17 protein-coding genes are annotated in these 24,688 nt (G+C 71.3%); 5 read left to right on the top strand and 12 right to left on the bottom strand.

The window, feature by feature from the left end:
* The gene (locus ACFYYJ_RS16870) at window positions 1-1,536 is read right to left on the bottom strand and encodes an APC family permease (RefSeq protein WP_385120431.1); all 1,536 of its coding nucleotides are present in this window, start codon (window positions 1,534-1,536) and stop codon (window positions 1-3) included.
* A 233-nt stretch (window positions 1,537-1,769) separates the two neighbouring features.
* Here ACFYYJ_RS16870 and ACFYYJ_RS16875 point away from each other — a divergent pair, with 233 nt between their 5' ends.
* The 4 genes from ACFYYJ_RS16875 (at window position 1,770) to ACFYYJ_RS16890 (ending at window position 8,173) form a co-directional block, all read left to right on the top strand.
* Window positions 1,770-2,501: a TetR/AcrR family transcriptional regulator gene (locus ACFYYJ_RS16875; protein WP_389133089.1), complete on the top strand. Its 732-nt coding sequence runs from the start codon at window positions 1,770-1,772 to the stop codon at window positions 2,499-2,501.
* 791 nt (window positions 2,502-3,292) lie between these two features.
* Window positions 3,293-4,723, top strand: a complete 1,431-nt coding sequence (locus ACFYYJ_RS16880) for an acetyl-CoA carboxylase biotin carboxylase subunit family protein (RefSeq protein ID WP_389133091.1) — start codon at window positions 3,293-3,295, stop codon at window positions 4,721-4,723.
* Window positions 4,720-6,720: a PEP/pyruvate-binding domain-containing protein gene (locus tag ACFYYJ_RS16885; RefSeq protein WP_389133093.1), complete on the top strand. Its 2,001-nt coding sequence runs from the start codon at window positions 4,720-4,722 to the stop codon at window positions 6,718-6,720. The genes ACFYYJ_RS16880 and ACFYYJ_RS16885 overlap by 4 nt, the downstream gene beginning before the upstream one ends.
* Window positions 6,721-6,835: 115 nt before the next feature.
* A complete protein-coding gene (locus ACFYYJ_RS16890) occupies window positions 6,836-8,173 on the top strand; it encodes an MFS transporter (protein WP_389133095.1) in 1,338 nt (445 codons plus the stop codon).
* On the opposite strand, the gene ACFYYJ_RS16895 is transcribed toward ACFYYJ_RS16890, so the two are convergent.
* The 7 genes from ACFYYJ_RS16895 to ACFYYJ_RS16925 all read right to left on the bottom strand — a co-directional run bounded on the left by ACFYYJ_RS16895 (window position 8,107) and on the right by ACFYYJ_RS16925 (window position 17,462).
* Window positions 8,107-8,745, bottom strand: a complete 639-nt coding sequence (locus ACFYYJ_RS16895; protein WP_389133097.1) for a pyridoxamine 5'-phosphate oxidase family protein — start codon at window positions 8,743-8,745, stop codon at window positions 8,107-8,109. The genes ACFYYJ_RS16890 and ACFYYJ_RS16895 overlap by 67 nt on opposite strands.
* Before the next feature lie 55 nt (window positions 8,746-8,800).
* Entirely contained in the window at window positions 8,801-10,063 is a 1,263-nt protein-coding gene (locus tag ACFYYJ_RS16900; RefSeq protein ID WP_389133099.1) for a globin domain-containing protein, read from the bottom strand.
* A 73-nt stretch (window positions 10,064-10,136) separates the two neighbouring features.
* Window positions 10,137-13,049 (bottom strand): NHLP bacteriocin export ABC transporter permease/ATPase subunit, encoded by a 2,913-nt coding sequence (locus ACFYYJ_RS16905; RefSeq protein WP_389133101.1) that lies wholly within the window; start codon window positions 13,047-13,049, stop codon window positions 10,137-10,139.
* Between the two features lies 1 nt (window position 13,050).
* The gene (locus ACFYYJ_RS16910) at window positions 13,051-15,330 is read right to left on the bottom strand and encodes an NHLP family bacteriocin export ABC transporter peptidase/permease/ATPase subunit (RefSeq protein ID WP_389133104.1); all 2,280 of its coding nucleotides are present in this window, start codon (window positions 15,328-15,330) and stop codon (window positions 13,051-13,053) included.
* Complete coding sequence (locus ACFYYJ_RS16915) at window positions 15,327-16,133, bottom strand: HlyD family efflux transporter periplasmic adaptor subunit (protein ID WP_389133106.1); 807 nt, start codon at window positions 16,131-16,133, stop codon at window positions 15,327-15,329. The genes ACFYYJ_RS16910 and ACFYYJ_RS16915 overlap by 4 nt, the downstream gene beginning before the upstream one ends.
* A 109-nt stretch (window positions 16,134-16,242) precedes the next feature.
* Window positions 16,243-16,482, bottom strand: a complete 240-nt coding sequence (locus ACFYYJ_RS16920) for a hypothetical protein (RefSeq protein ID WP_385365579.1) — start codon at window positions 16,480-16,482, stop codon at window positions 16,243-16,245.
* A gap of 542 nt (window positions 16,483-17,024) precedes the next feature.
* Window positions 17,025-17,462 (bottom strand): hypothetical protein, encoded by a 438-nt coding sequence (locus tag ACFYYJ_RS16925; protein ID WP_389133108.1) that lies wholly within the window; start codon window positions 17,460-17,462, stop codon window positions 17,025-17,027.
* Between the two features lie 55 nt (window positions 17,463-17,517).
* On the opposite strand from ACFYYJ_RS16925, the gene ACFYYJ_RS16930 reads away from it, so the two are divergent.
* Window positions 17,518-17,913, top strand: a complete 396-nt coding sequence (locus tag ACFYYJ_RS16930) for a hypothetical protein (RefSeq protein ID WP_389133110.1) — start codon at window positions 17,518-17,520, stop codon at window positions 17,911-17,913.
* Between the two features lie 274 nt (window positions 17,914-18,187).
* Here the strand turns inward: ACFYYJ_RS16930 and ACFYYJ_RS16935 are convergent, their stop codons facing one another.
* From ACFYYJ_RS16935 to ACFYYJ_RS16950, 4 genes are all read right to left on the bottom strand, one after another.
* Window positions 18,188-19,375: a hypothetical protein gene (locus ACFYYJ_RS16935; RefSeq protein WP_389133113.1), complete on the bottom strand. Its 1,188-nt coding sequence runs from the start codon at window positions 19,373-19,375 to the stop codon at window positions 18,188-18,190.
* A gap of 210 nt (window positions 19,376-19,585) precedes the next feature.
* Entirely contained in the window at window positions 19,586-20,215 is a 630-nt protein-coding gene (locus ACFYYJ_RS16940) for a sarcosine oxidase subunit gamma (RefSeq protein ID WP_389133114.1), read from the bottom strand.
* Window positions 20,208-23,426, bottom strand: a complete 3,219-nt coding sequence (locus tag ACFYYJ_RS16945; protein ID WP_389133116.1) for a sarcosine oxidase subunit delta family protein — start codon at window positions 23,424-23,426, stop codon at window positions 20,208-20,210. The genes ACFYYJ_RS16940 and ACFYYJ_RS16945 overlap by 8 nt, the downstream gene beginning before the upstream one ends.
* An 11-nt stretch (window positions 23,427-23,437) precedes the next feature.
* Window positions 23,438-24,670, bottom strand: a complete 1,233-nt coding sequence (locus ACFYYJ_RS16950) for a sarcosine oxidase subunit beta family protein (RefSeq protein WP_385365568.1) — start codon at window positions 24,668-24,670, stop codon at window positions 23,438-23,440.
* Window positions 24,671-24,688 lie beyond the last annotated feature (18 nt).

Consider the following 24,688-nt stretch of genomic DNA (forward strand, 5'->3'; position numbering starts at 1 on the left):
TCAGGCGGGTGAGCCGGGCGAGGCGGGTGAGGCAGGTGAGTCGGGGCTGTCCATCGGCAGGGCGATGGCGTCCGCGTCGGTGCCGCGGCCGGTCGAGAAGTACGAGGACCGGCGGTACCACTTGGCCACCGCCGCGGCGATCAGCCCGCTGGCGAGGAACAGGGAGGGGATCAGCAGCATGAACCAGCCGTTGTCGGGGCGCGCCTCGAAGTGGTCGCTCATGGTCGCGTACTGGTACGCGAGGTATCCGCCCAGGCCGAAGAGGACCAGCGCGCTCGCGGCCGGGATCACGACGGACCGCAGGGCCTCCAGCGGCCCTTCGCGCAGCGCGCTCTTGAACCGCACGGCGCAGGCCACGGCCGTGAACCCGTAGTAGAAGGCCACGACCAGGCCGATCGAGTTGACGGCGGTGAGGATCATCAGGTTGATCTTCGGAATACCGATGGCCAGCACCGCGACGGCCGTCGCCATCGCCATGATGATCACCGTGGCGGCGGCGGGCGAGCCGAAACGGGGGTTGACCCGGGTCCAGACCCGCCCGAGCGTGCGGTCACGGCCCATGGCCAGAGCGCCGCGCGCGGTGGGGATGACGCTGGACTGCAGCGAGGCGAAGGCCGAACACATCAGCGCGGCCAGTGGCAGCGAGGCCCAGGGCTCGCCCGTGAGTTCCGACCCGAGGAAGGTCAGCGCCTGGGGTCCCTGCGTCACCAGCGTTTCTGCGTCCATCGCCCGCTGGAAGGCGATCGCGGCGAACACGAGCAGACCGAGCATGGCGAAGAGGGCGATCAGCCCGCCGCGTGCCGCGTCCGAGGCGTTGCGTGTCTCCTCGTTGACGGTGAAAGCGGCATCCCAGCCCCAGAAGACGAACACCGCCAGGACCAGCCCCTGCGCCAGCGACTGGAAGGAGCCGATGGCGAACGGGTTGAGCCATTCGAACGAGAACTCCTGGTGGCCCGAGACCAGGGCCCAGCCGCAGAACCCCAGCAGGACCGTGTACTCGAAGGCCAGCAGGACCCACTGGAAGCGGGTCGCCGACCGCACGCCCGTCACCGCGGTCAGCGTCACCGCGGCCAGCACCACCAGTCCCACCACGGTGCTCACACCGGTGGAGGTCGGATCCAGCGTGATTCCGAAGAGTTTGTGGAGCCCCGCCTTGTTGGCGAACTGGAGCATCACCATGCCGGTGATCGCGCTGGTGTAGGCCATGAAGACCACGTTGGCGATGAGGACCACCCAGCCGGTCAGGAATCCCAGCCACGGACTGAGGGACCTGCCGACCCAGGTGTAGCCGTTGCCGCAGTTGGGCTCTGTCCTGTTCAGCCGGGAGTACGACAGTGCGATGCCCAGGATCGGCAGGAAGGCCACCAGGAGCAGTGCGGGCGTCTGCCGGCCCGCATAGAGGGCCATCGCGCCCATCCCGATGCCGATACTGGTGGTCGCCGCCGTACTGGAGGCCGCGATCGCGATCCCGTCCCGCACGCCGAGGGTGCGTCGCATCCCGGTCGACGGGGGTCTGTGCTCAGCAGGGAGGTCCATGCCGCTCCTAGGAGGGGTGGGGGCCGTGAAACACGGCGGGCGATGAACGTTCGGTGTGCGGAGATGAAACCGGCCCGCCATGGTTACGTCAATAAGTTGTCATAAGCCGGCCGGACCCGGCGAGGGCCGCGGAACGCAGCGGGCGATGAGCGAACGGTGTACTTCGAGGAAACTTGCCTGCCATAATTACGTCAACAGGTTGTCGTAGACTGAGCCGGATTCCGGAGGCCCCGATGACTGCATCCGCACGCATCCCTGCCGAACGCCGTCGGCGGCGGCCCACCCGGAACGGAACCGTGCTGAGCGCGGAAGGGATCACCACGGCCGCACTGGCCCTCATCGAAGCACCGGGCGGCAACGCCCTCACCGTGCGCAGCCTGGGCGTCGCTCTGGGTTGTGACCCCAGTGCGGTCTACCGCTACTTCGCGGACACCGACGCGGTGCTCCTGGCAGCGGCGGACCGCTTGATCGACGATTCACTGCAAGGCTTCGTACCGGGGAGCAGCTGGCAGGATGACCTTCGGGACTTCGCGCTGCGGCTGCACCGGTCGATGCTGACCCACCCCAGGCTCGCGGCCGTACGGGCCTGCCGTGTCACCGCCGGACCGGCCGAGGCCCGTGCAGTCGATACCGGAATCGGTATCCTCCTCCGCGCGGGGTTCGAGCCCGGCCAGGCTGTACGCCACTACCGCATGTTCGTCGACACGGTCCTGGCCCAGGCCGCTGTCGATGCGGCGGTACTCGACCTCGACGCGCAGCGGCGCGAGCAACAGGACATGGCCTGGAGCGAGTACCACGCCGACCTCCCGGCCGACGCGTACCCGCACCTGAACGCCGTCCGCGACCACCTCTCGAGGATGAACGAACCCACCTTCCCCGACATCCTGGAGACGATGATCGACCACTTCACCACGCACTTGAACCGGCCCCTCAAGGCGTCGGCGGGCGGGACGTCGCCGCGCTGAGGCCATCAGGGAGCAGGGCGCCGCGCGTGCGAAGCGGCGTACGCGGACAGAGGCGGGTGGTCCGTGTGGTGAGGGGGCTCGTGGCCCGGTCAGGAAGTCGGCGAGCGCTCCGGTCAGTTCGCGGGTCCGTCGCGGCCCGCCTGAGTGGCCGGCCGGCCGTCCGCGCCGCGACTGTCGGCTCCCGCGGCGCCGTGATCGCGGCGGCGCACTGCCTGTCCCCGGCCTTGCGGGCCTTGGCCCCTACCCGTCGCCGGCCGCGGTGAACTCAGAGGGCCCGAGCCCGTACCGTTCGACCGCCGGCGATTCCACGTCCGTGCCTGGAAGTCTCCCGCCCGCGCCCCGACCGAGCCGACACCCCGCACGACACCGCCCGCCGGCGTCCGCGGGCCGGAGCCGGCTTCGCCGTCCCGGTCTGCCGGGTAGCTTCCGAGCGGGGGTCCGGAGGCCCAACCAGCAAACCCGCGCACAGGTTCGCGGGAGATGACCAAGCGGTCGCGCCCCGGCCGAGTGCCGCGACGGACTCTCCCTCCGGCTCGGCACGACTGCCGAACGCCCTGCGGACGCTTGATCCCCACCGGCTCCGCGCGAATGGCTGAAACACCCTCGTCCCGGACCCGCTTGGTGAGCGTGGTTGTTTGGCGAACACCCAACTGAGTAGGCGTACATCCGTGCGTTCGCCGTTTCCGTAGCGGTCCAGTCACCCCTGGTCCGTTTGCGGTTACCACGCGTACGGATCGTCCGCCGACGACGCCGTCGCACCATGCGGCGTCCCCCTCGACCCGAGGAGCACCATGACCCCGATCCTCTTCGTCCATGCCAAGGGCGGCCCTCCCCTGGAGTACGCGGTCCCGCGCATCGTCGCCCATGCCGAGGTGCACGTCCTGGCGCTCGCGCCGTTGCCCCGAACCACCGAGTCGGTGTGGTTGCCCGGGTGTGCGTCGGTCACCACGGCCCTGCCGGGCGAGGGCGCGGACCTGGTCGATCTCATCTGTTCCCACGCTCGCCGCGTCGGCGCCGAGGCGGTGCTGACCCTGTCGGAGTACGCGGTGGTGGCCGTCGCCCACGCGAGCCTGCGGCTGGGTCTGCGCGGTGCGGGCGAGCGGGTTGCGGGGGCGCGGGACAAACGCCTGATGCGCCGGATCTGGCAGGCCGCCGGGGTGCCCGTACCGGGGTTCGCGGAGATCCACGCGCCGGAGGACATCACGGCCGCCTTCGGAACCCTCAGGCCGCCGCTCCTCCTGAAGGCCGCCTGGAGCGCGGGTTCCACGGCCCACCTCAGCGTGTGGAACGAACAGCAGGCCGAGGCGGCCTGGAAGACCGGACGTTCCGTCATGGAAGCCTCCTCCGCGCAGGGTTACGCGGAACTGCACGCCGCGGACCAGGGCGTCAGCGATTTCCTACTGGAGGAGATCGTGACCGGAGAGGCGTCCTACTGGTTCGACGGGGACGGGTGGGGCGACTACGTCAGCGTGGAGGGGATCGTCGCCGACGGCCACTACCACCCGCTCTGCATCACCGGGCGGATGCCCACCATCGCGCCCTTCACCGAGCGGGCGAGCCTGGCTCCGGCCGCCCTCCCGGACGCGTTGCAGCACCGGATCGAGGAGGTGTCGCGGGCCGCCGTCGACGCGCTCGGCCTCGACACCTGCGCCACCCACACCGAGATCAAACTCGGCGCGGACGGAGCCATGTGGTTGATCGAGGCCGCGGCCCGTTTCGGTGGAGTGATGACCACCCGGCAGGTGGAGACCGTCTTCGGGCTCGACATGATCGGCATGCTGGTGCGCCAGTTGCTCGGCCGGGAGGTCGCCTACCCGCAGCGGATGCTGACCGAGGGCAAGGGCGCCGCCGGATCCCTCGTCGTCCTCGCCGTCGACCCCGAGGGCCGGCCCTGGACCGAGCACCCGGCGTGGGACTTCGACGCGGTCGACTGGCCCGCCCTGGTCTCGCCCGGAACCCGTGTGGAGCTGGTGCGCGAGCACAGTCTCGCGCCGGGCAGCCCCGTCCCTCCGTACGAGGAGGCGGGAGGGGCCAATTCCATGGCCGCGCTGTGTTTTCTCACCGCCGAGTCCGGGCCGGCGCTGCTGGCCGACTGCGGCCGCATCCTCGCGGCACTGCCGAACGCGCTGACCGCGCCGTCCGTCGCTCCCCACGCTGCCGCCGCCCCCACCACGCCCTCCGTCCTGTCCGCCGACCGCTCGACGCCCGGGAGCATCGCATGACGAACGCCGGAACCATCGCTGCCGCCCCGTCCCCCCGGGGCGCCGCCGTGGACACCCTGCTCACGCTCCCCCTGTTCGAGCAGCTGGCCGGAGTGCTGGGCGGGCATCCGTACGTGAAGGTCGTCGTGGACCGCGACCAGAACCACTGGCACGTCCTCGACAGCGCCGTGCACTCCTTCCACGTCAACTACATAGCCACCGAGATCCAGGGGCTGACCCTCGACCAGCTCGACGCCGAACTCGACCGCTTCAACCATGACGTCTACCAGGACCCCGCACGACGCTTCCTCCTCGGTGTCCTGTCGCTGCACTCCGGGGGCGGTCCGGAGCGGGACGAGCCGTTCATGGTCCTGGAGACCACCGAGGCCGACACCATGGGCGCGGATCTGTTGATCGAGTTCCACGCCTTCGTACGGGACCACCTCGAACCCGGGCTGGAGCTGCTGGTGAAGCCGGCCAACCACGGGCAGGAGAACGCCCTCGCGGCGGTGCCGGAGACCGTGGTGCCCCGTGCACGGGGTCACGCGCTCCTGGCGACCGCGCCCTTCGTGCCGTTGACGCTCGCCTCGGCCACCGGCCGGCTCCGCGCCTTCGCCTCGGGCGAGGAGTACCTGGCCGCCCGCGGGGACCTGACCTGGTACGACATCGTCGCCATGCCGGTGGTCCCCGACGACATCCCGCGGCTCGCCGGTCTGATCAACGCCCGGCCCACCACCCCGCTGTCGCACACCAACATGCTGGCCGCCGGCTGGGGCATCCCCAACGCCATAGTCCGCGGAGTCCTCGACACGATCGCCGACGAGAAGCTGGACGGTGCCTGGGTCCATTACGAGGTCACCGCCGACGCGTTCGTCATCCGGCGCGCCGAGGAGCCCTCGGACCTCTCCGAACCGACGTGGCACACGCAGCGGGTCCGCCTCGACGCGCCGCACGTGACGGACGTTCCCCTCGTACCGCTGTCCGCGTTACGCGCCCGCGACCGGAACCGTTACGGCACCAAGGCGGCCAACCTCGGGGAACTGCACCACGTACTGCGCCACGGCTCGGGCCGACTGACCGGCTACTACTCCGTGCCCCGCCCGCCCCGGGCCGACCTGCTCGGTCACCTGGCCGCCCGGCTGGGGATGCCCGAGGACGGCGATCTCGCCCAGTACGCGGGCGCGTTCCTGACCCGGCACGTCCAGGCACCGGCGGGCATCGCCGTCCCCTTCGCCGTCCAACAGCGCTTCCTGGACTCCTCGCCGGCCGTGCAACAGAGCATCGGCAAGCTGAAGATGGCCCTGGAGCTGAACGCCATGGACGCCGTGGACACGGTCTGCCTCCAATTGCAGCACTTGGTGCGCACCCTTCCGGTGCCCGAGGACCTGGTGCGCGCCCTGGACACCCAGCTGGTCGAGCACTTGGCGGGCACGGACCGCTTCGCCGTGCGGTCCTCCTCCAACGCCGAGGACCTGCCGGGATTCTCCGCGGCCGGGATCTACGAGTCCCACACCAAGGTCACCGATCTGCCGGGGCTGCTGGACGCCATCCGCCAGGTATGGGCCTCGTTGCTCTCCCCCCGCAGCGTGCGGCTGCGCCATCAGGCCGGCATCTCCCTGGACGACACCTACATGGGGGTGATCGTCCAACGCTACGAGCCGTCGCCGCTCGGAGGCGTCATGGTCACCTGCAATCCGACCAACCGGGCCGACTTCCGCAACGTGTACCTCAATTGCGCGCACGGGTCCACGGCCGACGTCGTCGACGGCCGGACGATGCCCCTGCAGTACCTGTACAACACGGTCGAGGGCGGCGGCCGCACGATCTCGCTGGGCGCGGCCACCGAGGACCTGCCCCAGGAGACGAGGGCCCACCTGGGCCGGCTGGCCTTGGCGGGCCGCCTGCTCCAATCCCATTTCGCCACGGACTACACCTTCGCGGGGCCGCTCGACATCGAGTGGCTGCTCGGGCCGGGAGGCGTGCCCCACATCCTCCAGCTGCGCCCGTACAGCGCCTGACCCGCCCGTACTTCTCCGCGTCCCGTCCACCCGAAGGGTCACGCCCATGCCCGTGCCCGTGTCCCTGCGTGCGCGCGTGAAACGCCGCGTCCGTCCACCCGCCGCGGTGCTCCGCGTGATCCGACTGAACAACGGGTTCCAGCTGCTGTTCAACCTGCTGTGGTGGATGCCGGTCTTCTACCAGTACCAGAAGCAGGCGGGCCTGTCGGACAGTCAGATCTTCGGCATCCAGAGCGTCTACTACGTGGCGTTCTGCCTGCTGGAGATCCCCACCGGCTTCCTCGCCGACCGCATCGGACAGCGCCGCTGCATACAGCTCGGGGCGGCCGCGATGGTCGCGGCGAACCTCCTCCCGGTCGCCTCGCCGTCCTTCGCGGGCTTCGTGGCACACTTCCTGGCCATCGCCGCCGCCCGCTCGCTGGTGTCGGGGGCATCCAGCGCCTACCTGTACGAGTACCTGCACGAGCACGATGCGGACGCGCACTACGTACAGGCCGAGGGCACCGCCCGAGCGCTCGGCCTCTGGGCGAAGATCGCCTGCTGGCCCCTGGTCGGCGTCCTGATGCACGTCCGGCACGAGGCCCCTTACGTACTGACCGCACTCTCCGCGCTCGGTTCGCTGGCCTGCGCCGCGGCCCTCCCGGCGATCACGGCACCCCGCGGGGGCGCTCACCCGCCCGCCGGCCGCGTCGGGCTCCTCGACTCGGCCCGCCATGCCGCGAAAGTGCTCGGAACGTCACGGTCCCTCGGGCCGTTGATGGTGCAGGGCGTAGCCGTGTTCACGCTCGCCCGCGTCTGTCAGGTCAACCTCTTCCAACCGCTGCTCCTCGAAAAGGACCTCCCCGTCGCCGACCACGGTGCGGTGCTGTCGGCGATGACGGTCGCCGAGGCCGTTGGTTCGGCCAGAACCGGCTGGTTGCGCAGCCGCCTGTCCGACATCACCGTGGTGAGCGTCCTCAGCGTGGTCATGGCGCTCACGCTCGCTGCCACCACGCTGTCGGGAGGTCCGGGCACGATCCTGTGGCTGTGCGTGTTCGCCGCCGCGGCGGGCCTCGCGTACCCCGTACAACGCAACCTGATCAACGCGGCCATCCCACCGACCCCCTACCGGGCGACCCTGCTCTCGGTGGAGTCCATCGTCGACCGCGGCGTGTGCGCGCTGGTGGCGCTGGCCGTCGGCGCCTATCTGGAGGCGGACCGCCTCGACGCGCTCCTCGTGCACGCTGCGGCGGGCACCTGTCTTCTGCTGCTCGTCGTGGGCGTTGTCCTGCGGCGGCTGCGCCGGGAACCCCCAGAAGCGATCATCAGGTATCGACCGCGGTGGCGGATTGCCCAGGTCCGTATGCAGATCCGTACGCCAGTCGAAGGGCAGGTGGCCGCGGATGCTCACGCTCCCGCACACCCTCGGCCACCTGCTTCCGAATGCGGCTGGGGCCGGGGCCGGGTGAAGTAGTCCGGGTCCTTGGGGCGGGTTGCGTCGTGGCGGGCGGTGCGGTCGGCGGGTTCCAGGTGGGGTATGAACTTGGAGCAGTGGATGTAGGCCTCCTCGACCGTGAGGCGGACCCATATGTCGGGGGTGCGTCCGCGCGTCGTGTCCTCGGGCAGATCGGGGTGGATGCGGCGCAGTGCGCTGTCTCGGTAGACATGGGCCGTGCCGTTCACGTGCAGCCCCACGTGATGGTGGGTGAAGTCCACGAAGAGCATGCCGAGGTGAGGGTTCTCGGTGATGTTGCCGGCACTCGCCAGTACGCCGTTGCCGCGGAATTCGGGGTAGGCGAGCGTGCGGTCGTCGATCACGTGGACGAATCCCGGGGGGCCGGCCCGGAGGCTGGCGTCGCACTCCCCGTGGGAGTCGGCGGTGGCCAGGAAGACCATGGCCTGGCGCCCGATGAAGTCGCTCATCTCGGGTGTGAGGCAGGGGCGGACCTGCTGGTCGTAGAACCGGGCGGCGCGGTCGGCGGTACCAAGCTGCTGCTGCAGATGGTGTTCACCTGCTGATCCGAAGGGCGGTGGAGGCGAGGTCACGGAGGTTCTCCTTGCAGGGCGGAGCGGATGGGGCGGGCGCAGTCGGCGGAGCGGCTCAACGTGTGTGCAGGACGGGGGTCTCGAACGGGTCGTGGTGGATGCGTTCGGGCAAGGTGCCGCCCCGGGTGAGCGCCCCGCCGGCGGAGACGACCATCTCCGCCGGGCCGCTGAGGAAGACGTCGTGCTGGTACCACGGCCCGTACTCGGCCAGGACGTCCGGCAGGGATCCCCGGATTCCGGGGATGTGCTCGTGGGAGACCGCGCCCCTGATGGTCAGCCAGTGGTGCCGTTGGGCCATCCGGAGCATGTCGTCGACGCCGTACAGCTCGGCGCCGGTGCGGGCGCCGAGGAACAGGTCCACTTGGTGGCGGCCCCCTCGCCGGGCGACCTCTTCGACGAGTGCGCGGATCGGGGCGAGCCCGGTGCCGCCCGCCACGAGGAGCAGTTCGCGGTGGACGGCGGCGTCGAGGACCATGTCGCCCATCGGGGCTCCCAGCCGGACCACGTCGCCGACCGCCGCGCGGTGCACGAGTGCGTCGCTGACCGAGCCGCCGGAGACCGCGCGTACGTGGAAGGTGAGCGTGCCGTCCTCGCGGGGTGCGTTGGCGGCGGAGTAGTACCGCCACCGCTTCGGCCACCACGGGGTCTCGAGGCTCACGTACTGTCCGGCGACGTACTCGTACGGCAGGTGGGGACGTACGGTGATCTCGGCGATGCCGTGGCCGCGCGGGACTCGGCGCACCACCGTGGCGGGCCACACGGCGGGCCGTACCGCTTCGTCCTCCTCGGCCGCGCCGATCATGGCCTGGGCGACCGCGCCGTACGCCTTCGTCCAAGCGGCGGCGATGTCCGCGGTCCACGCGGGGCCGGCGTAACGGGCCAGGGAGGCGAGGAGGCATTCGCCGACGGCAGGGAAGTGCGCGGCGACGGTGCCGAACTTCCGGTGGTCCCGGCCGAGATGTCCGCAGAACCGGACCAGGCTTTCGGGGTCGTCGACCAGATCCACGATGCGCAACAGTGCGCGCAGGAGGCGACCGCGCTGGGCATCCATTCCCGGCGGGAACAGCGGGCGGACCTGGGGATGGCGGGCGAACAGGATCGCGTAGAAGTAGACCGTCATCTCCCCGGCCAGGGGCTCGACCACCGACAGGGATGCCCTGATCAGGTCGATCTCGTGATCCGACAGAGGGGGTTCGGCGGGCTCCGGCACCCGGGTGTTCTCCGCGGCCGGTGCGGGTACCGGCTCCTCGGGTGACGGGCGGGCGGTGGAGGCACTGCTCGGCTTGCCGGTCCGGAACCTGAAGAACGGGGCGGTCATGAGTCCTCCAGAGGTCGTGACAGGTGCTGTTCGGTTGCCTCGGCCGGGCCCGGGCGGGTCGACGGTGCGCGGGTCATCGCAGCTGGCGGCGGACCAGGTCGTGGAACGGGCCCGTGGGGTCGGCGAGCAGAGCGGCCGGGGGGCCCTGCTGCACGATCCGGCCGTCCGACATCACGATGACCCGGTCGGCGTCCGTGATCGTGGACAGCCGGTGCGCGATCACGATGCGGGTGGCGTGCAGGGAGCGGGTGGACCGGACCACCACGCGCTGGGCTTCGTTGTCCAGCGCGCTGGTGGCCTCGTCGAAGAAGAGGACGCGCGGTTTACGGATGAGGGCCTGCGCGATCATCAGCCGCTGGCGCTGCCCGCCGGAGACGGTGCCGCCGCCGTCGGAGAGCATCGTGTGCATGCCCATCGGCATGGCCTTGATGTCCTCGGCCAGCCCCGCCATCGCTGCGGCCTCCCACGCCTCCTCCAGCGAGAACGCCCCGGAACCGCGGATGCAGTCGAGGATCGAGCCGGTGAAGGGCTGGGCGTTCTGCAGGACGACGCCGCACTGGCGGCGCACGGCCGCCTGGTCGAGCGCCGCCAGGTCCTGGCCGTCGTACAGCACACTGCCTTCGGTGGGCCTGTCGAATCCGATGAGCAGGCGCAGCAGTGTCGACTTTCCGCAGCCGCTGGGACCGACCACCGCCACGAACTCGCCCTGCCGGATGTGGAAGTCGATGCCGTCCAGCACCAGCGGGCCGTCCTCGCCGTAGCGGTAGGACAGGTTCCTGGCTTCGACGGCCCCGGTCAGTTCGCCCGGCAGGCTGCCGGACCGGGCCACCTCGGGGACCTCCCGCAGGAGCGGCCTGACCTGCTCGAACATGGGCAGGACCGCAGCGGCCGAGAGGAGCGCGCCCGTCAGCTGCGTGACCGAGGACAGCAGCATCGTCAGGGCGGTGCTGAACGTGAGGAACTCGGCCGCGGACATGGCGCCGCGGGCCGGTCCGGCCAGCAGCACGAACATCACCAGCGTGCACAGCGGCAGGTGGACCGCGTCCAGCACCGTGATGACGTTCTGCAGGCGGCCGATGCGCTGCTGCAGCTCCCGGGTACGGGCGAACTCCCCGGCCCAGGCTGCGTAGGCGAAGCTCTCGGCGGCTGCGACGCGCAGCTTGGGCAGCCCGCGCAGGGTCTGGAAGGCCTGGTTGTTCAGCCGGTTGCCGAGCTCGATCAGCCGGCGCTGGTAGCGCAGCTGCCACAGCCCCAGGCCGAGGAAGACCGCCGCGATGACGGCCAGCACGGCGACCGCGGTCATCGCGAGCGGAATGCTGTAGGCGAGCAGCAGCACGAGGTTCACCGTGCCCACCGCGCTCGCTTGTACGGAGACCGAGCCGATACCGGACAGCACGCGGCGGATGGCGCTGATGCCCATGGCCGCACCGGCCAGTTCACCGGTCGAGCGGCCGGTGAAGAACTTCGCCGGCAGGCGCAGCAGCCGGTCCCACACCGCGGGCTGCAAGGTGGCCTCCATACGGCCTTCCATGCGCAGGATGGAGGTGTTCTGCAGCAGCATGAAGGCTGCCGAGACGACGGCGGTCGCGATGAGTGCCAGGGCGGTCTGGACGATGCGGCCCTGCTCCGCGTCGGGTACGTACCGGCCGAGCACCTGACCGGTGGCGATGGGCACCAGCGCGCCCAAGGCCACCGCGACGAGCCCGCCCAGGACGATGCCGCGCAGTTCCGGCAGGGTGCCGCGGGCGCTGAAGAGGATCAGAGCGGGCATGCTGACGGGCCCGTCGGGCAGCGGGCGGTAGAACATGACGGCGCGCGGTGCGTAGACGGCTTCGTCGGCCTTGCCGATGCGCTGCAGCCGGCCCGTGACGGGGTCGGCCGCCACGTAGCCGCCGCGCCGCCACAGCAGGGCGACCGGCGTCCCGTCCTTCGCGCGCCGGCCCACCAGGGGTCCGCCGTTCTCCCGCCACCAGGCGCCGCTGAGCCTGACCGTGCGGGTGCGGATCCGGGAGGCGAGCGCGATGCGCTCGACGGGGTCCATCCGCTCGGAGGAGGTGCTCGCCCCGCCCGGTTCGGACAGCGTGATGCGGGCGTCGCGGGCGACCACGCGGCACGCGGCGAAGGTCGCGTCGGCGCTCCCGCTCCCGCCCGCGCCCGTGCGGGTACGGCCCCCGGAGCGGTCGATGGCAGCCAGCAGTACCCGGTCCGCCTGGGCACGGGCGGCCTGACCGGCCTCGATGCCGGCCGCCGTCCGGTCCTCGTGGGCGCGTTCGCGCTGCTCGATCCAACGGTCCAGGGCGTACAGCAGCCGGTACTGCTGGTCGACCATGCCCTGCCACATCGCCCCGTCGACGAGAAGGGTGCCGACCGCCTCCGTCTCGTACGCGGATCCGTACTGGACGGCGCCGGGGGCGACCTGCATCCACAGGATGTCGTCGTCCGCTCCGCCCTGCCCCGTGGTGGCGGGGCCGTCCAGCGGTGCCTGGTAGAGCACGCGCAGGCCGCGGCCGATACCGCGCGCGAAGGCGTCGTCGAGCGGGCCCTGCTGCGCCGCGGCGACGCCGTACGCCCCCGGGCTCGCCCACGACTGCGGGAAGGGGCCTCCGTATTGGGCCCCGTACGGGGCTCCGTACTCCGGGCCGGGCAGCTCGCGCAGCTCGATGCGGCGCAGCCGGCACCCCTGCGAGGGCCGGCCGACCAAAGTGTGCCGGGGGCCCTCGGGCGGGCCCAGCAGCAGGGTGCCCGGTTCCAGCCTGCCCAGGAAGTGCCAGTGCCCTGCCTGCGCGGCATCGACGGCGAAGAGGTCCAACGCGCCGTCCACGACGAGCCACAGCACGAGGGGGCCTTCCAGCGACAGGCTGCTCCGGCCCGTGCAGTCGACCGGCGCCCCCAGTCCCCCCAGGGCCGCTACGACCGCGTCGGCGTCCTGTCCGGGTACCCGTCCCGGGACTGCGGGAGGAGCCGTGGCGTGGTGCGGGTACGTCACGTCAGTGCTCCTTGACCAGTTCGGCGTACGGTCCCTGCGCGGCGGCCAGGTGCTCGTGCCGCCCGCGTTCCACGACCGTGCCCCGGTCGAGCACCACGATCTCGTCGCTGTCGCGCACGGTGCTCAGCCGGTGGGCGATGACCACACAAGCGCAGCCGCGGCGGCGCAGGTTGTCGATGACGACCTGCTCGGTCACCGCGTCCAGGGCGCTGGTCACCTCGTCCAGGACCATGACGCTGGGGTGGCGCACCAGGGCCCGGGCGATCTCCAGGCGCTGGCGCTGGCCTCCGGAGAAGTTGCGGCCGTCCTGCTCGACACGGCTGTGGATGCCACCCGGCCGTCGGGCGACCACGTCGTGGACCGCGGCGTCCTCCAGCGCGGCGATCACGGCGTCGTCCGGGATGGAGGGGTCCCACAGGGTGACGTTGTCGCGGACGGTACCTTCGAAGAGGAAGACGTCCTGGTCGACGAAGGAAACGGAGGCGGCCAGCTCACCGCGGGGGATGTCCTCCAGCCGTATCCCGTCGATGCTTACTGCTCCTTCCCAGGGCGTGTAGAGGCCGGAGATCAGCCGGGAGACGGTGGACTTGCCGCTGCCGGAACCGCCGACGAGCGCGACCTGCTGCCCCGGGCCCACCGACAGCGAGAAGTCCTTGAGCAGCGGGGCGTCCAGCGGGCTGTAGCCGAAGGTGACGCGGTCCAGCTGCACATGGCCCTTGAGGCGGCCGGTGCCGACGGCGGGCTCGTGCCGCGAGTGGACCGGGTCGGCGGGGAAGTTCTCGACGTCCCCCAGGCGTGCGACGTCGGCCGCGAAGTCCTGGATCCGGCCGGCGACGCCTCCCAGCCGTGAGATGGGCGCGGTGAAGCTGGTCACCAGCGCCTGGAAGGCGACGAGCAGACCGACGGAGAGGTGCCCGTCCACCGCCCGCAGGCCGCCGATCATCAGGATCAGAGCGCTGTTGAGCGCGGCCAGCGTGGGCGCGACGATCGCCAGCCAGGCGCTGGGCACGCCGAGCCGCTGCTGGACGTCGAGGGTGACCGCGTGCTGTCCGCTCCAGCGGCGGAAGAAGCCGTCCTCGCCACCCGTCGCCTTCATCGTCTCGATCAGCTGGAGACCGCTGTAGGACGTGTTCGTCAGCCGGGCGCTCTCGGCGCGCAGCTTCTGCGTGCCGGTGGACCTCAGGCGGATCACGGTGCGCATGGCCACGACGTTGAGCAGCGCCACGGCCACGCCGAGGAGGGTGAGCTGCGGGTCGTACGTCCACAGCAGCAGCGCGTAGAGCACGACCACGGCGGCGTCCACGCCTGCGGCGGCCACGTCACGCGCGAGGGTCTCGGCGACGGCGTCGTTGGACTGGAGGCGCTGGACCAGGTCGGCGGGGTTGCGCTGGGCATGGAAGGCGACCGGGAGTCTGAGCAGGTGCCGCATGAAGCGGGCACTGCCCAGGGTGGAGGAGATGATCCGCCCGCGCAGCAGATTGGCCTGCTGCAGCGCCGTGAGTACGGCGGTGAGGACCAGGGTGACGGCCATCGCCGCGAACAGCACGCCGAGCAGTGACGTCTGCTCCCCGATGAGGAACATGTCGATGTACGTGCGGCTCAGCGCCGGCACCGCCGCACCGACCACCACCAGCAGCAGGCTGGAGATCACGGCGGCGGCCATGGTGCCCGAGGTGCCGCGCAGGCGGCCCGGAACTGCTCCGAGGACGCCCGGTTTCCGGCCGCCGCGGCGGAAGCCGTCGCCCGGCTCGAAGGTGAGCACCACACCGGTGAAGCTGCTGTCGAACTCCTCCATCGGAACGAACCGGCGGCCATGGCCCGGGTCGTTGACGTACACGCCCTGGCGGCCGAGGCGGCGGCTCGTTCCTTCGTAGACGACGTAGTGGTTGAACTCCCAGAAGAGGACGGCCGGGGCGCGCACCTCGGCGAGCGCGGCCAGGTCCATCTGCATGCCCTTGGCCTTCAGCCCGTAACCGCGCGCGGCCTTGAGCAGGTTGCCGGCGCGGGAGCCGTCGCGGGAGACGCCGCAGGCGATCCGCAGCTCCTCCAGGGGGACGAAGCGGCGGTAGTGGCCGAGCACCATGGCCAGGGCGGCGGCGCCGCATTCCACCGCCTCCATCTGCAGCACGGTGGGTGTGCGAACGGTACGGGGCTTGCTGCCCTTGCGGGCGGGGGCGGGCCTGCGGCGCGTACCGCCCCTGGGCTCGGGGCGACGGCGTGTGCGCCCGGCCGGGGGCAGCTGGGGCGCCGATGCAGGTGCACCGGTCCGGGAAGCGGTCATGGCAGCATCCAGTCGACGGGGCGCTGCGCGGCGAGGTGGACGGTTCCGCTGACCGGAGCCGGCGAGCCCACGGCGTACGGAGGGCCGTCGGCGGAAGACCACTGGTAGCCGGACTTGGTGGCGGAGGAGCGGTCGAGCTCCACCAGTACCGCGACCGGGTTGCCGTGCCGGGAGACCTCTCCGGCCAGTACAGGGTCGGCGAGGAAACCGCTGATCTGCGCCTGCGTCTGGGGGGCGCGGCCGACCGCTGTGACGTGGCCGCGCAGCACGCCGAACCGGTGCCGGGGAACGGACTGGACGCTCAGGTCGACCGGGGCGCCCACCGGGATGGTCGAGCCGGTGCCGCCCGGCACGTACAGCACGGCCACCAGGGGGTCGTCCGGGGACTTCACGCGTTCGACGGTCGCCACGTCCGCGCCGGTGGTGACGACCGAACCGACCTTGGCGACCAGTGTCGTCAACCGGCCTCCCGTGACCGCGCGTACGGGCCGGTCTCCCTGGTCGGTGCGGACGGTGAGCAGGGGCGCGCCGTCGGGCAGGAGCCGTCCCTCCTCGGCGAGGACGCCGGTCACCTGTCCCGCGATCGGACTCTGCAGCACGTAACTGCCCTGGGCGTGCGTGAGGACGCCGGGGGCGGTCAGCCGGGAGGACACGGTGCCGGTGAGGGCCCAGAAGGTCGCGGCAGCCATGACGGTGACGGTGACGGCCAGGACGAGCCGCCCCTGCGGGCGCGCGAAGCGCACCGGCAGATCGAGTTCCTCCGGCGATTGCAGCTTGGAAAGAGCCTTTTGGCGAAACTGCACGGACTATTCCTTCAACTGCATTCTCATCTGTCGGGCAAGGCGGTTGGGACGGGCACCCGTGAACCCCGGAGCCGTGGGGGATGCTCCGGGTTTCACGGGGTTATCCCGATCAGAGTCCGGCGTGACCGGAGTTCACGGAAACGCCGGTGATGCCCGAGGCCAGGCCGGGGACGTGGGAGACGAGACCGGTCGCGGCCTGCACGGTGTGCAGGGAGCCCGCGAGACCCACGACGTCGTTGACATCGCTGCTCACGGCGCCGGCCAAGCCGCCGGACACGCTGATGATGCCGCCGGAAACAGCGTCCAGCTCGTCGTCGGCGATCTCACGGGTCTCGATGTCGTTACGCATGACGCGCACCTTTCATTTGTTGGGGGGAATGTGCGGCACGCCGGTGGCCCGAAACTCGGCCAGGATTCCGGCAAGGGGTGCAGCGGCCAAGATGAAAGCACGCGAACGGGCCGCTCAGCCAATCCGATTGACCCTCCTTCATGAAGACACGTCCACCTCGGACGAGCGGTGTGCAGTTTCGTTCACCGAATGGGGGCAGCTTCTCCGCAGGATCGAGTAACAGATATGAGCGCGCCGCTGCCTTGACGGATCAGATGGGGGCAAACACCCGTGAACGGCACGGGATTGGCCTGCCGTTGTGAGGAACTGTGAAGACGGATCGCCCGTCGCGCACAGGGATGTGGAGGTCTCCCGAAGGCGCGTGGTGTGACCGGCCGGTCACACCCGGTCTCCTCCCCCGCACCTGGACCTGGCGGGCCGACGTCGGGGGGCGGCAGGGTGGCAACGGTCCTCGGCCCTACCCCGGCCGGGTGATCGATCCGCTCTCCGACCCCGCCCACGCGGCCTGGCGCCCGCCTGCGGCCCCGACGACCACGATCCACCTACCGGCGCACCCGGACCGCCATCCCGAGTTGCGCTCGGCCGTGACCCTCCTGCCGGCCGAGTTGGAGCACCCGCGCCTGCTCCGCGCCGCCGCAGAGGACGTCGCTGCCGTCGAGGCCGTCGTTCCGCTCGAGAGCGAGGATCACGTCGTCGCCGGAGGTGCCGGTCAGGTTGTCGTTGCCGGAGGTGCCGGCGATGGTGGGCGAACCGGCGTTACCGTCGGGCAGCAGCAGGTGCGACGGGCAGTGCCGTCCGCCCGTGCCACCCGAGGTCCGGGTTCCCCCGCCGCCGGCACCGGTGGCACCACCGGTGTCCACGTTCACGCAGACGGTGGCGCCGGGGGTGACGGGCAGGGTGCCGGTAACGGCGGCCCCGTCGGCGGTGACGGTCAGCTGGGTGACGCCGGTCGGTACGAGGAAGGCATGCTCGCCGGACACGGTGAAAGTGACGTGCACCCTCCCGGTTCCCCCGGCCGAGCGCGACGCTTGGGTCATGCGCCTGGAACGACTGAATCCCGCCCGTGTCCTGCTCCTGTTCCTCGTCGCGGCCTCGGCATGGGCCGCCTGGCTGGGCTGGGACCAGCACCGCGACGTGCATCCCGACGGTTCGGTGACCGGCCCGTACGAGGCGTGGCAGGTGATCGGGCTCGTCCTGACCCTGTCGGTTGCGGTGGCCTGGGCCGCCCTCCGTGGTCACGCCGAGAGCGCCGTCCTCGGCGTCACGGCCGGTCTGACCGTTGCCTGCGCCTACGACTGGTCGGACGACTCCAGCGGCCTCTTCGCCCTGGGCGTGGTCATGGTCATGGTGGGCAGCTTCGCGGCGACCTCCGCCCTTTCGGCCCTGATCACCTACCTGACCGGCGACGACGGCCGCCGCGGGGGAGCGTGACCAGACGGACGGTCCGGCAGATGGGTGGCCGGGCTCCGCAGCCCGGGACGAGGCATCCCGTGTTCCGCCGGTGTGAGCACCCCGGCGGAGTCGCGCCCGCCCGGGCACTGACACCCGCATCCGCATCCGCACCTGAAGATGGCGCGTGGCCGGTCAATTCGTGGGGGCGGCCCCGGCCCGGCACGGTACGTGAGGCCACCGTGGCCGGCAGCCGTCTGCGGGTGCCCACGGATGCCGCCCTGTTGCTTGTCCAGGATCGATCAGCGCTTCGCCTTCACGATGCCGCTTTCTGCTGCACCCAGACGGCGGCGTGGAACGGGCCGTTGGCGGTGAACGGGTCAGGGGGCGGCAGCGCCGCGCTTCCCGCGACCACGCCGCGGGCGTTGGCCTGCGTCGCGGAGGAGTTGCGGCCGCCGAGGGACGGCAGGTAGGTGAAGTCGCCGTTGTCGGCACGGGCGACGAAGGCGAAGGAGTTGGGGGCGAAGTTGTCGCCGACCATGAGGTTCCCGGAGATGTGTTTGACCTCGGTGACACCGCGCCCGGAGCCGATCACGGCACTCTCCTGCGTCACCAGATCGAACGAGCTGGCGAGCAGACTGTCGCCGCCGACGACGGTGTTCCCGCTGATCAGTTGGTCCTTCAGAAAGCGGGACCCCAGGTCCGTGCGGATGCCGGTGCGGAGGTCGTGCGCGTATCCGGTGAGACGGTTGTCGGCGGTTCGGGACTGACCGACCACGGTCGAGCCGCTGATGTCGTTGGCGGTGCTGGAGCTTCCGCCGAGGGTGCCCAGATCGTTCATCGTCCCGGTGCGCAGGTTGTACGCGAACCCGTGCGTCGTGGCGGCGGCCGTGTCCGGCAGGGAGGAGCTGCCCACGACGGACGCTCCGCTGACCGCAGCAGCGGTGCTGGAGCCCGCCGGGCCTGCGAGGCTGCCGAGATCGGTCATCGACCGGGTGCGCAGGCTGTAGGCGAACGCGTGGGTGACCGCGTCGCCGGAGAGCGCCGACGTCCCCACGACGGTGTCACCGTCGAGGTCGGTGATGCTGGTGCTGCTGCCGCCGAGAGTGCCGATGTCGACGAGACGTCGACTCCGCATGTCGTAGACGAAGCCGTGGGTCGGGCCGTCGGCCGAGAGGTCCGACTCCCCGACGACGTAGTTCCCCTCCACGCCGGTCGCACGACTTGCGTGCCCGAGCGTACCGAGGTCGGTCATGGTGCGCCCGCGCAGGTCGTACGCAAAGGCGTGTTCGACTGCGTCGCCCTTCGTCAGTGAGCTCCCGACGACCGTGTTGCCGTCGATGGCGGTTGCCTCGCTGCGGGTACCGCCCAGGGTGCCGAGGTCATGAACGGTGTACTGCACCGACCCGGTCGTCGGCGCACCGGCCCCGTAGGCAGGACCGGCGCCCGCTACGAGCAGGCCTGCGGCGACCAGACTCCAGGTACGTAAGCGTAAGAAGCGCATGGAACGCATGGAACGCATGTGCATGATGCCCCCCTGAAAGGATCGGTCGAAACGACACGGTCGGGCGGACCGCTGCGCCTTCCCCCGGCAAGGGCCCGCCGGACGTGCTGCACAGCCTTCACTTGTACGCCAGTTCCGACCGGTCAAAACAGGGGGTGCTCGGCCACACGCAGGAACGGCCGAGGAGCGGCTGCGGTTACGCGCCTCCGGTCACCCTTGCCGCCGTGCCGGGTCGCTCCACCCGTATTCCACGGCCGCGTCCAGCAGCCAGTCCGCCAGGTAGCCGGCGAAGGAGGAGCGCACCAGCACCCAGAAACCTGCCCCGGGCTCATCGCGGGCCACCAGGAGGACGTGGGTGCGGGCCAGTGTCGTCTGGGCCGAGCGGCCGGGGCCGAAGGCGCGTGGGTGCAGATCCAGCGGACAGCCGTGGGAGAGCAGGTCTCGGGCGCGCGGTCCGCCGACCAGGAGGGTGGTGCGCTGGGCGGAGACGTCGGTTACGGAGACGTGTTCGTCCCCGGCGGCCGAGCGGATCCGGTTCTCCAGGTCCCGCTGGGTGCCGGGGCCGCCCACCACCAGCCATTCGTCGGGGCCGAGCCACACGGCGGCCCGGTCCCCCGCACGCACGACCGTGCCGGGTTCCAGGGGCAGTTGGAGGCCCAGGGCCAGTCCGACGGCGAACGCCGCCGGGCTCTTGGCGTCGAGGCGGAGGTTCAGCTGGGTCAGGAAGGGGACTTCGGCCAGCCGGACCGCTCCCCCGGAGGAGCGTGTCGTGGCGGCCATACGGTCGGCGGCAGCGGCCAGGGGGCTGCGCCTCCGCGCGGTCAGGGCCGTGTCAGCCATCGCGGCGGGCTCCCTCGGGGTCGTAGAGGACGGGACTCGCGACCGTCACCGGGATCAGCCGGCCGCCGACGGGTGCGTGGAGGCGTTCGCCGATGCGGTCGCGGCCGCCCTTGATCAGGGCCAGCGCGAAGGCCCGGCCGAGCGTCGCGCTGCGGTAGCTGGAGGTGACGTGACCGAGCATCGGGACGGGCGGGGCGGGCAGTTCCGCGTCGGCGACCAGGTGGGTGCCCTCGGGGAGGAAGGCGGTCGGGTCCTCGGGGAGGAGGGAGACGAGGTGCTTGCGGTCGGGGCGGACGGTGTCGGTGCGGGCGTGGGAGCGCTTGCCGAGGAAGTCGGGCTTCTTCTTCGACACCGCCCAGCTCATGCCGAGGTCGTGCGGGGTGACCGTGCCGTCGGTGTCCTGTCCGATGATCGGGTAACCCTTCTCGGCGCGCAGGACGTGCATGGTCTCGGTGCCGTACGGGGTGATGCCGTACGGGGCACCGGCTGCGGACAGCTCCTCCCACAGGGCGAGGGCGTCCCAGGGCGACACGTTGATCTCGTAGGCGAGTTCGCCGGAGAAACTGATCCTGCACACGCGCGCCTCGATTCCGGCGACTTCCGCGTCCCGCCAAGACATGAACGGGAAGTCTGCGTTCATCAAAGGGAGTTGGGGAGCCAGCGAGCCGAGGACCTCCCGGGAACGCGGGCCGACCAGGGCCACGGTGGCCCACTGCTCGGTGACCGAGGTGCAGTGGACGCGCAGTTCCGGCCACTCGGTCTGCAGCCACTCCTCCATCCAGTCCAGGACCGCCGCGGCGTTTCCGGTCGTGGTGGTGATCAGGAACCGGTCCCCAGCGAGCCGGATCACCGTGCCGTCGTCGAAGACCATCCCGTCGAGCCGGCACATGACGCCGTAGCGGATCATGCCGACCTTCAGGGTGCTCATCATGTTGGTGTAGAGCCGGTCGAGGAACAGCCCGGAGTCCGGACCCTGCACATCGATCTTTCCGAGGGTGGAGGCGTCCATGAAGGCCACGCTCTCGCGGGCGGCGCGGCACTCGCGCAGCACGGCGCTCTCCATGTCCTCGCCGTCCTGCGGGTAGTACCAGGGCCGCTTCCACTGGCCGACGTTCTCGAAGAGTGCGCCGTGCTCGGCATGCCATGGGTGCAGGGCGGTCGTGCGGACCGGGTCGTGCAGGGCGCCGCGGTGGCGGCCGGCGAGGGTGGCGAAGGAGACGGGGGTGTACGGCGGCCGGAACGTGGGCAGGCCGAGCGCCGAGACGTCCACGCCGAGGAGTTCGGCCACGACCCCGCTCGCCAGGACGCCCCCGGTCTTGCCCTGGTCGTTGGCGGTCCCGGCCGTGGTGTAGCGCTTGGTGTGCTCCACCGAGCGCAGGCCCGCTCCTGTCGCCCGTGCCAGGTCGTCGACCGTGACGTCGCGCTGGAGGTCGACGAATCGGGGGGTGCCGGTGGGGGGAACGGTGAAGACCTGCATGGGCGGGGTGTGTGGTTGGGGGGCCACCACCGGGAGGGCGGGCGCCTCGGCGGCGTGACCCTCCGCCTCGACCGCGCGGACGCCGGCGGCCGCGCCCTGCGCGAGGGCCGTGGCGAGGTCGAAGGCCCCGTTGGCGCTGCCCGCGGCCTCGACCGCCTGTCGGCAGCCGGCGGGTACGAACGTGCCGAGCACCTCGTCGTGGCGGAGCTTGCCGCCCGCCTGGCTGTACAGGTGCGCGACCGGGTTCCAGCCCCCGGAGACCAGGAGGAGATCGGCTGCGAACTCCCGCTGCTCCACGGACTGCCCGTACGGGGCGACGGTCACCGCGGTGAGGCGGGCGCCGCCCTGCGTACCGGTGACCGCGTGCCCGGCGAGCACGTCGATCCCGGCGGAGCGGGCACGCTCGGCCCACTCCCCCGGCTCGGACCGGGTGTCGACGATCACCGCGATGTCCACTCCCGCCGCCGCGAGGTCGAGGGCGGCGCCGTAGGCACTGTCGTTGGTGGTGAACACGACCGCGTGCCGGCCTGGCAGCACGGCGTACCGGTGGAGGTACGTCCGGGCCGAGGCGGCGAGCATCACACCGGGGCGGTCGTTGTCGCCGAACGCGAGCGAACGCTCATGCGCGCCGGTCGCGAGGACCACGCGCCGGGCACGGATCCTCCAGACGCGCTCGCGGGAAACGTGCTCCGGGGCCTCGGCGCCGAGATGGTTGGTACGGCGCTCGACGGCGAGGACATGGTTGTCGTCGTAATGGCCGAAGACCGTGGTGCGGCGCAGGACACGGACCTCGGGGGCGGCCGCTTCGAGCCGGGCGCGCGTCGCTTCGACCCAGTCCAGGTGTTCGCCGGTGCCGAGCAGGCTGCCGCCGGGTTCAGGCTGGTCGTCGGCGAGGATGACGCGTGCACCGCTCTTGGCCGCCACCGCTGCCGCCGCCAGGCCGGCCGGGCCGGCGCCGACGACCAGTACGTCGCAGTGGGCGTGGACGGCGTCGTAGCGGGCGGGGTCGGGTTCGGTGGCGAGGCGTCCCCGGCCCGGGAGACTGCCGGCGACCAGTCCGTCGTAGAGCTCGACGGTCGTGGCGGGGAGCATGGGCTCGGGGAAGGGGGCCTCGATCTGGACGACCGCGTTGGGTTCCTCCACGCCGGCCGTGAAGATGCCCCTCGGGCGGCCGAGTTTGATGCTGGTGGCGGCCTGGACGACGCCGTTGGCAAGGAGCGCGGAGGCGAGGGTGTCGCCCCGGTAACCCTCGTACCGGACTCCGTCGAACGTGAATCCGAGTCGTTCGCCGCGGTTGACCCGACCACCTCCCGAGAGGCGGAATGCCTGACCGGGGTCGCCCAGCGGGGAGAACCGCCGCGCCGTCGGCGGCCGCGGGCCGGTGGTCGTGCCTCGCCGTTCGGGTTCGTCCTCCGACTGCGCAGGTGCGGGAGGCTCCGGACGGGCCGGCCTCGGCTCCACGGGTGCCGGACGTTCCTCCCCCACCTGGTACGCGGCCAGGATCTCGTTCGTCGAGGTGTCCCGTACGGCGTTGAACCACCTGCGGCAGCCGGCCGCATGGCTCCAGCGCTCGGCGAAGGGGCCCTTGGGGTTGTCGCGGAAGAACAGGTACCGCGCCCACTCCTCGTCGGTGAGGGCTGCGGGGTCCTCGGGGTACGCCACGTGTGCCTGGCCGCCGTAGTGGAACTCGGCCTCGTCACGGGGCCCGCACCACGGGCAGGGGATGAGCAGCATGGTTCGGCTCCCTAGTGGGCCACCGCGGCCGCGCCGTGCTCGTCGACGAGCGCGCCGGTGGTGAAGCGGTCGAGCGAGAAGGGGGCGTTCAGGGCGTGGGGGGTGTCGTGGGCGATGGTGTGGGCGTACACCCAGCCGACACCGGGGGTGGCCTTGAAACCGCCGGTCCCCCAGCCGCAGTTGAGGTAGAGGTTGTCCACCGGGGTGAGGCCGATGACGGGCGAGGCGTCCGGGGAGACGTCGACGATGCCGCCCCAGGTGCGCAGCACGTGGGCACGGGCGAAGACGGGGAAGAGTTCCAGGGCGGCGGACATCTGCTCTTCGATGATGTGGAAGGCGCCGCGCTGGGTGTAGGAGTTGTACGCGTCGATGCCCGCGCCCATCACCAACTCGCCCTTGTGCGCCTGGCTGACGTACACGTGGACCGCGTTGGACATGACGACCGTGGGGTGGACCGGCTCCAGGAGTTCCGAGACGAGTGCCTGCAACGGGTGGCTCTGGAGCGGGAGTTCGATGCCCGCCATGGCGGCGAGGACGGAGGTGTGACCGGCCGAGCACAGGGCCACCTTGCCCGCGGCGATCGGCCCCCGCGTGGTCTGGACGCCGACCACCCGCCCGCCGGCCACGTCCAGCCCTGTGACCTCGCAGTTCTGGATGATGTCGATGCCGGCGGCGTCCGCGGAGCGGGCGAAGCCCCAGGCGACGTAGTCGTGCTTGGCGATGCCGGCGCGTGGCTGGTAGGTGCCGCCGAGGACCGGGTAGCGCACGTCGGGAGAGGTGTTGACGATCGGGCAGACCTCTTTGACCTGCTCGGCGTCGAGCCACTCGGCATCGACTCCGTTGAGCCGGTTGGCCTCGACACGGCGCACGCCGTCGCGGACGTCCTGCGGGCTGTGGGCGAGGTTCAGCACTCCGCGCTGGGAGAAGAGGATGGGGTAGTCGAGCTCCTCCTCCAGTCCCTCCCACAGTTTCAGCGCGTGCTCGTAGATGCCGGCGCTCTCGTCCCACAGGTAGTTCGAGCGGATGATCGTGGTGTTGCGGGCCATGTTGCCGCCGGCCAGCCAGCCCTTCTCCAGGACGGCGACGTTGGTGATGCCGTGGTTCTTCGCCAGGTAGTGGGCGGTGGCGAGGCCGTGTCCGCCGCCACCCACGATCACCACGTCGTACGACCGCTTCGGCTCGGGATTGCGCCAGAGCCGGTCGGGGTGGTCGGGCAGGCCGGCGCCGGGGGTGCTCGGGCTCATCGGACGTCTCCGCCTTCC

It is taken from the genome of Streptomyces sp. NPDC002467 (assembly GCF_042889825.1).
Taxonomy (GTDB): Bacteria; Actinomycetota; Actinomycetes; order Streptomycetales; family Streptomycetaceae; genus Streptomyces.

Excerpts from the sequence above, each read along its gene's own strand:
- ACFYYJ_RS16870 (WP_385120431.1), bottom strand. The coding sequence starts at position 1,536 with ATGGACCTCCCTGCTGAGCACAGACCCCCGTCGACCGGGATGCGACGC.
- ACFYYJ_RS16875 (WP_389133089.1), top strand. The coding sequence starts at position 1,770 with ATGACTGCATCCGCACGCATCCCTGCCGAACGCCGTCGGCGGCGGCCC.
- ACFYYJ_RS16880 (WP_389133091.1), top strand. The coding sequence starts at position 3,293 with ATGACCCCGATCCTCTTCGTCCATGCCAAGGGCGGCCCTCCCCTGGAG.
- ACFYYJ_RS16885 (WP_389133093.1), top strand. The coding sequence starts at position 4,720 with ATGACGAACGCCGGAACCATCGCTGCCGCCCCGTCCCCCCGGGGCGCC.
- ACFYYJ_RS16900 (WP_389133099.1), bottom strand. The coding sequence starts at position 10,063 with ATGACCGCCCCGTTCTTCAGGTTCCGGACCGGCAAGCCGAGCAGTGCC.
- ACFYYJ_RS16910 (WP_389133104.1), bottom strand. The coding sequence starts at position 15,330 with ATGACCGCTTCCCGGACCGGTGCACCTGCATCGGCGCCCCAGCTGCCC.
- ACFYYJ_RS16920 (WP_385365579.1), bottom strand. The coding sequence starts at position 16,482 with ATGCGTAACGACATCGAGACCCGTGAGATCGCCGACGACGAGCTGGAC.
- ACFYYJ_RS16930 (WP_389133110.1), top strand. The coding sequence starts at position 17,518 with ATGCGCCTGGAACGACTGAATCCCGCCCGTGTCCTGCTCCTGTTCCTC.
- ACFYYJ_RS16935 (WP_389133113.1), bottom strand. The coding sequence starts at position 19,375 with ATGCGCTTCTTACGCTTACGTACCTGGAGTCTGGTCGCCGCAGGCCTG.
- ACFYYJ_RS16940 (WP_389133114.1), bottom strand. The coding sequence starts at position 20,215 with ATGGCTGACACGGCCCTGACCGCGCGGAGGCGCAGCCCCCTGGCCGCT.
- ACFYYJ_RS16945 (WP_389133116.1), bottom strand. The coding sequence starts at position 23,426 with ATGCTGCTCATCCCCTGCCCGTGGTGCGGGCCCCGTGACGAGGCCGAG.
- ACFYYJ_RS16950 (WP_385365568.1), bottom strand. The coding sequence starts at position 24,670 with ATGAGCCCGAGCACCCCCGGCGCCGGCCTGCCCGACCACCCCGACCGG.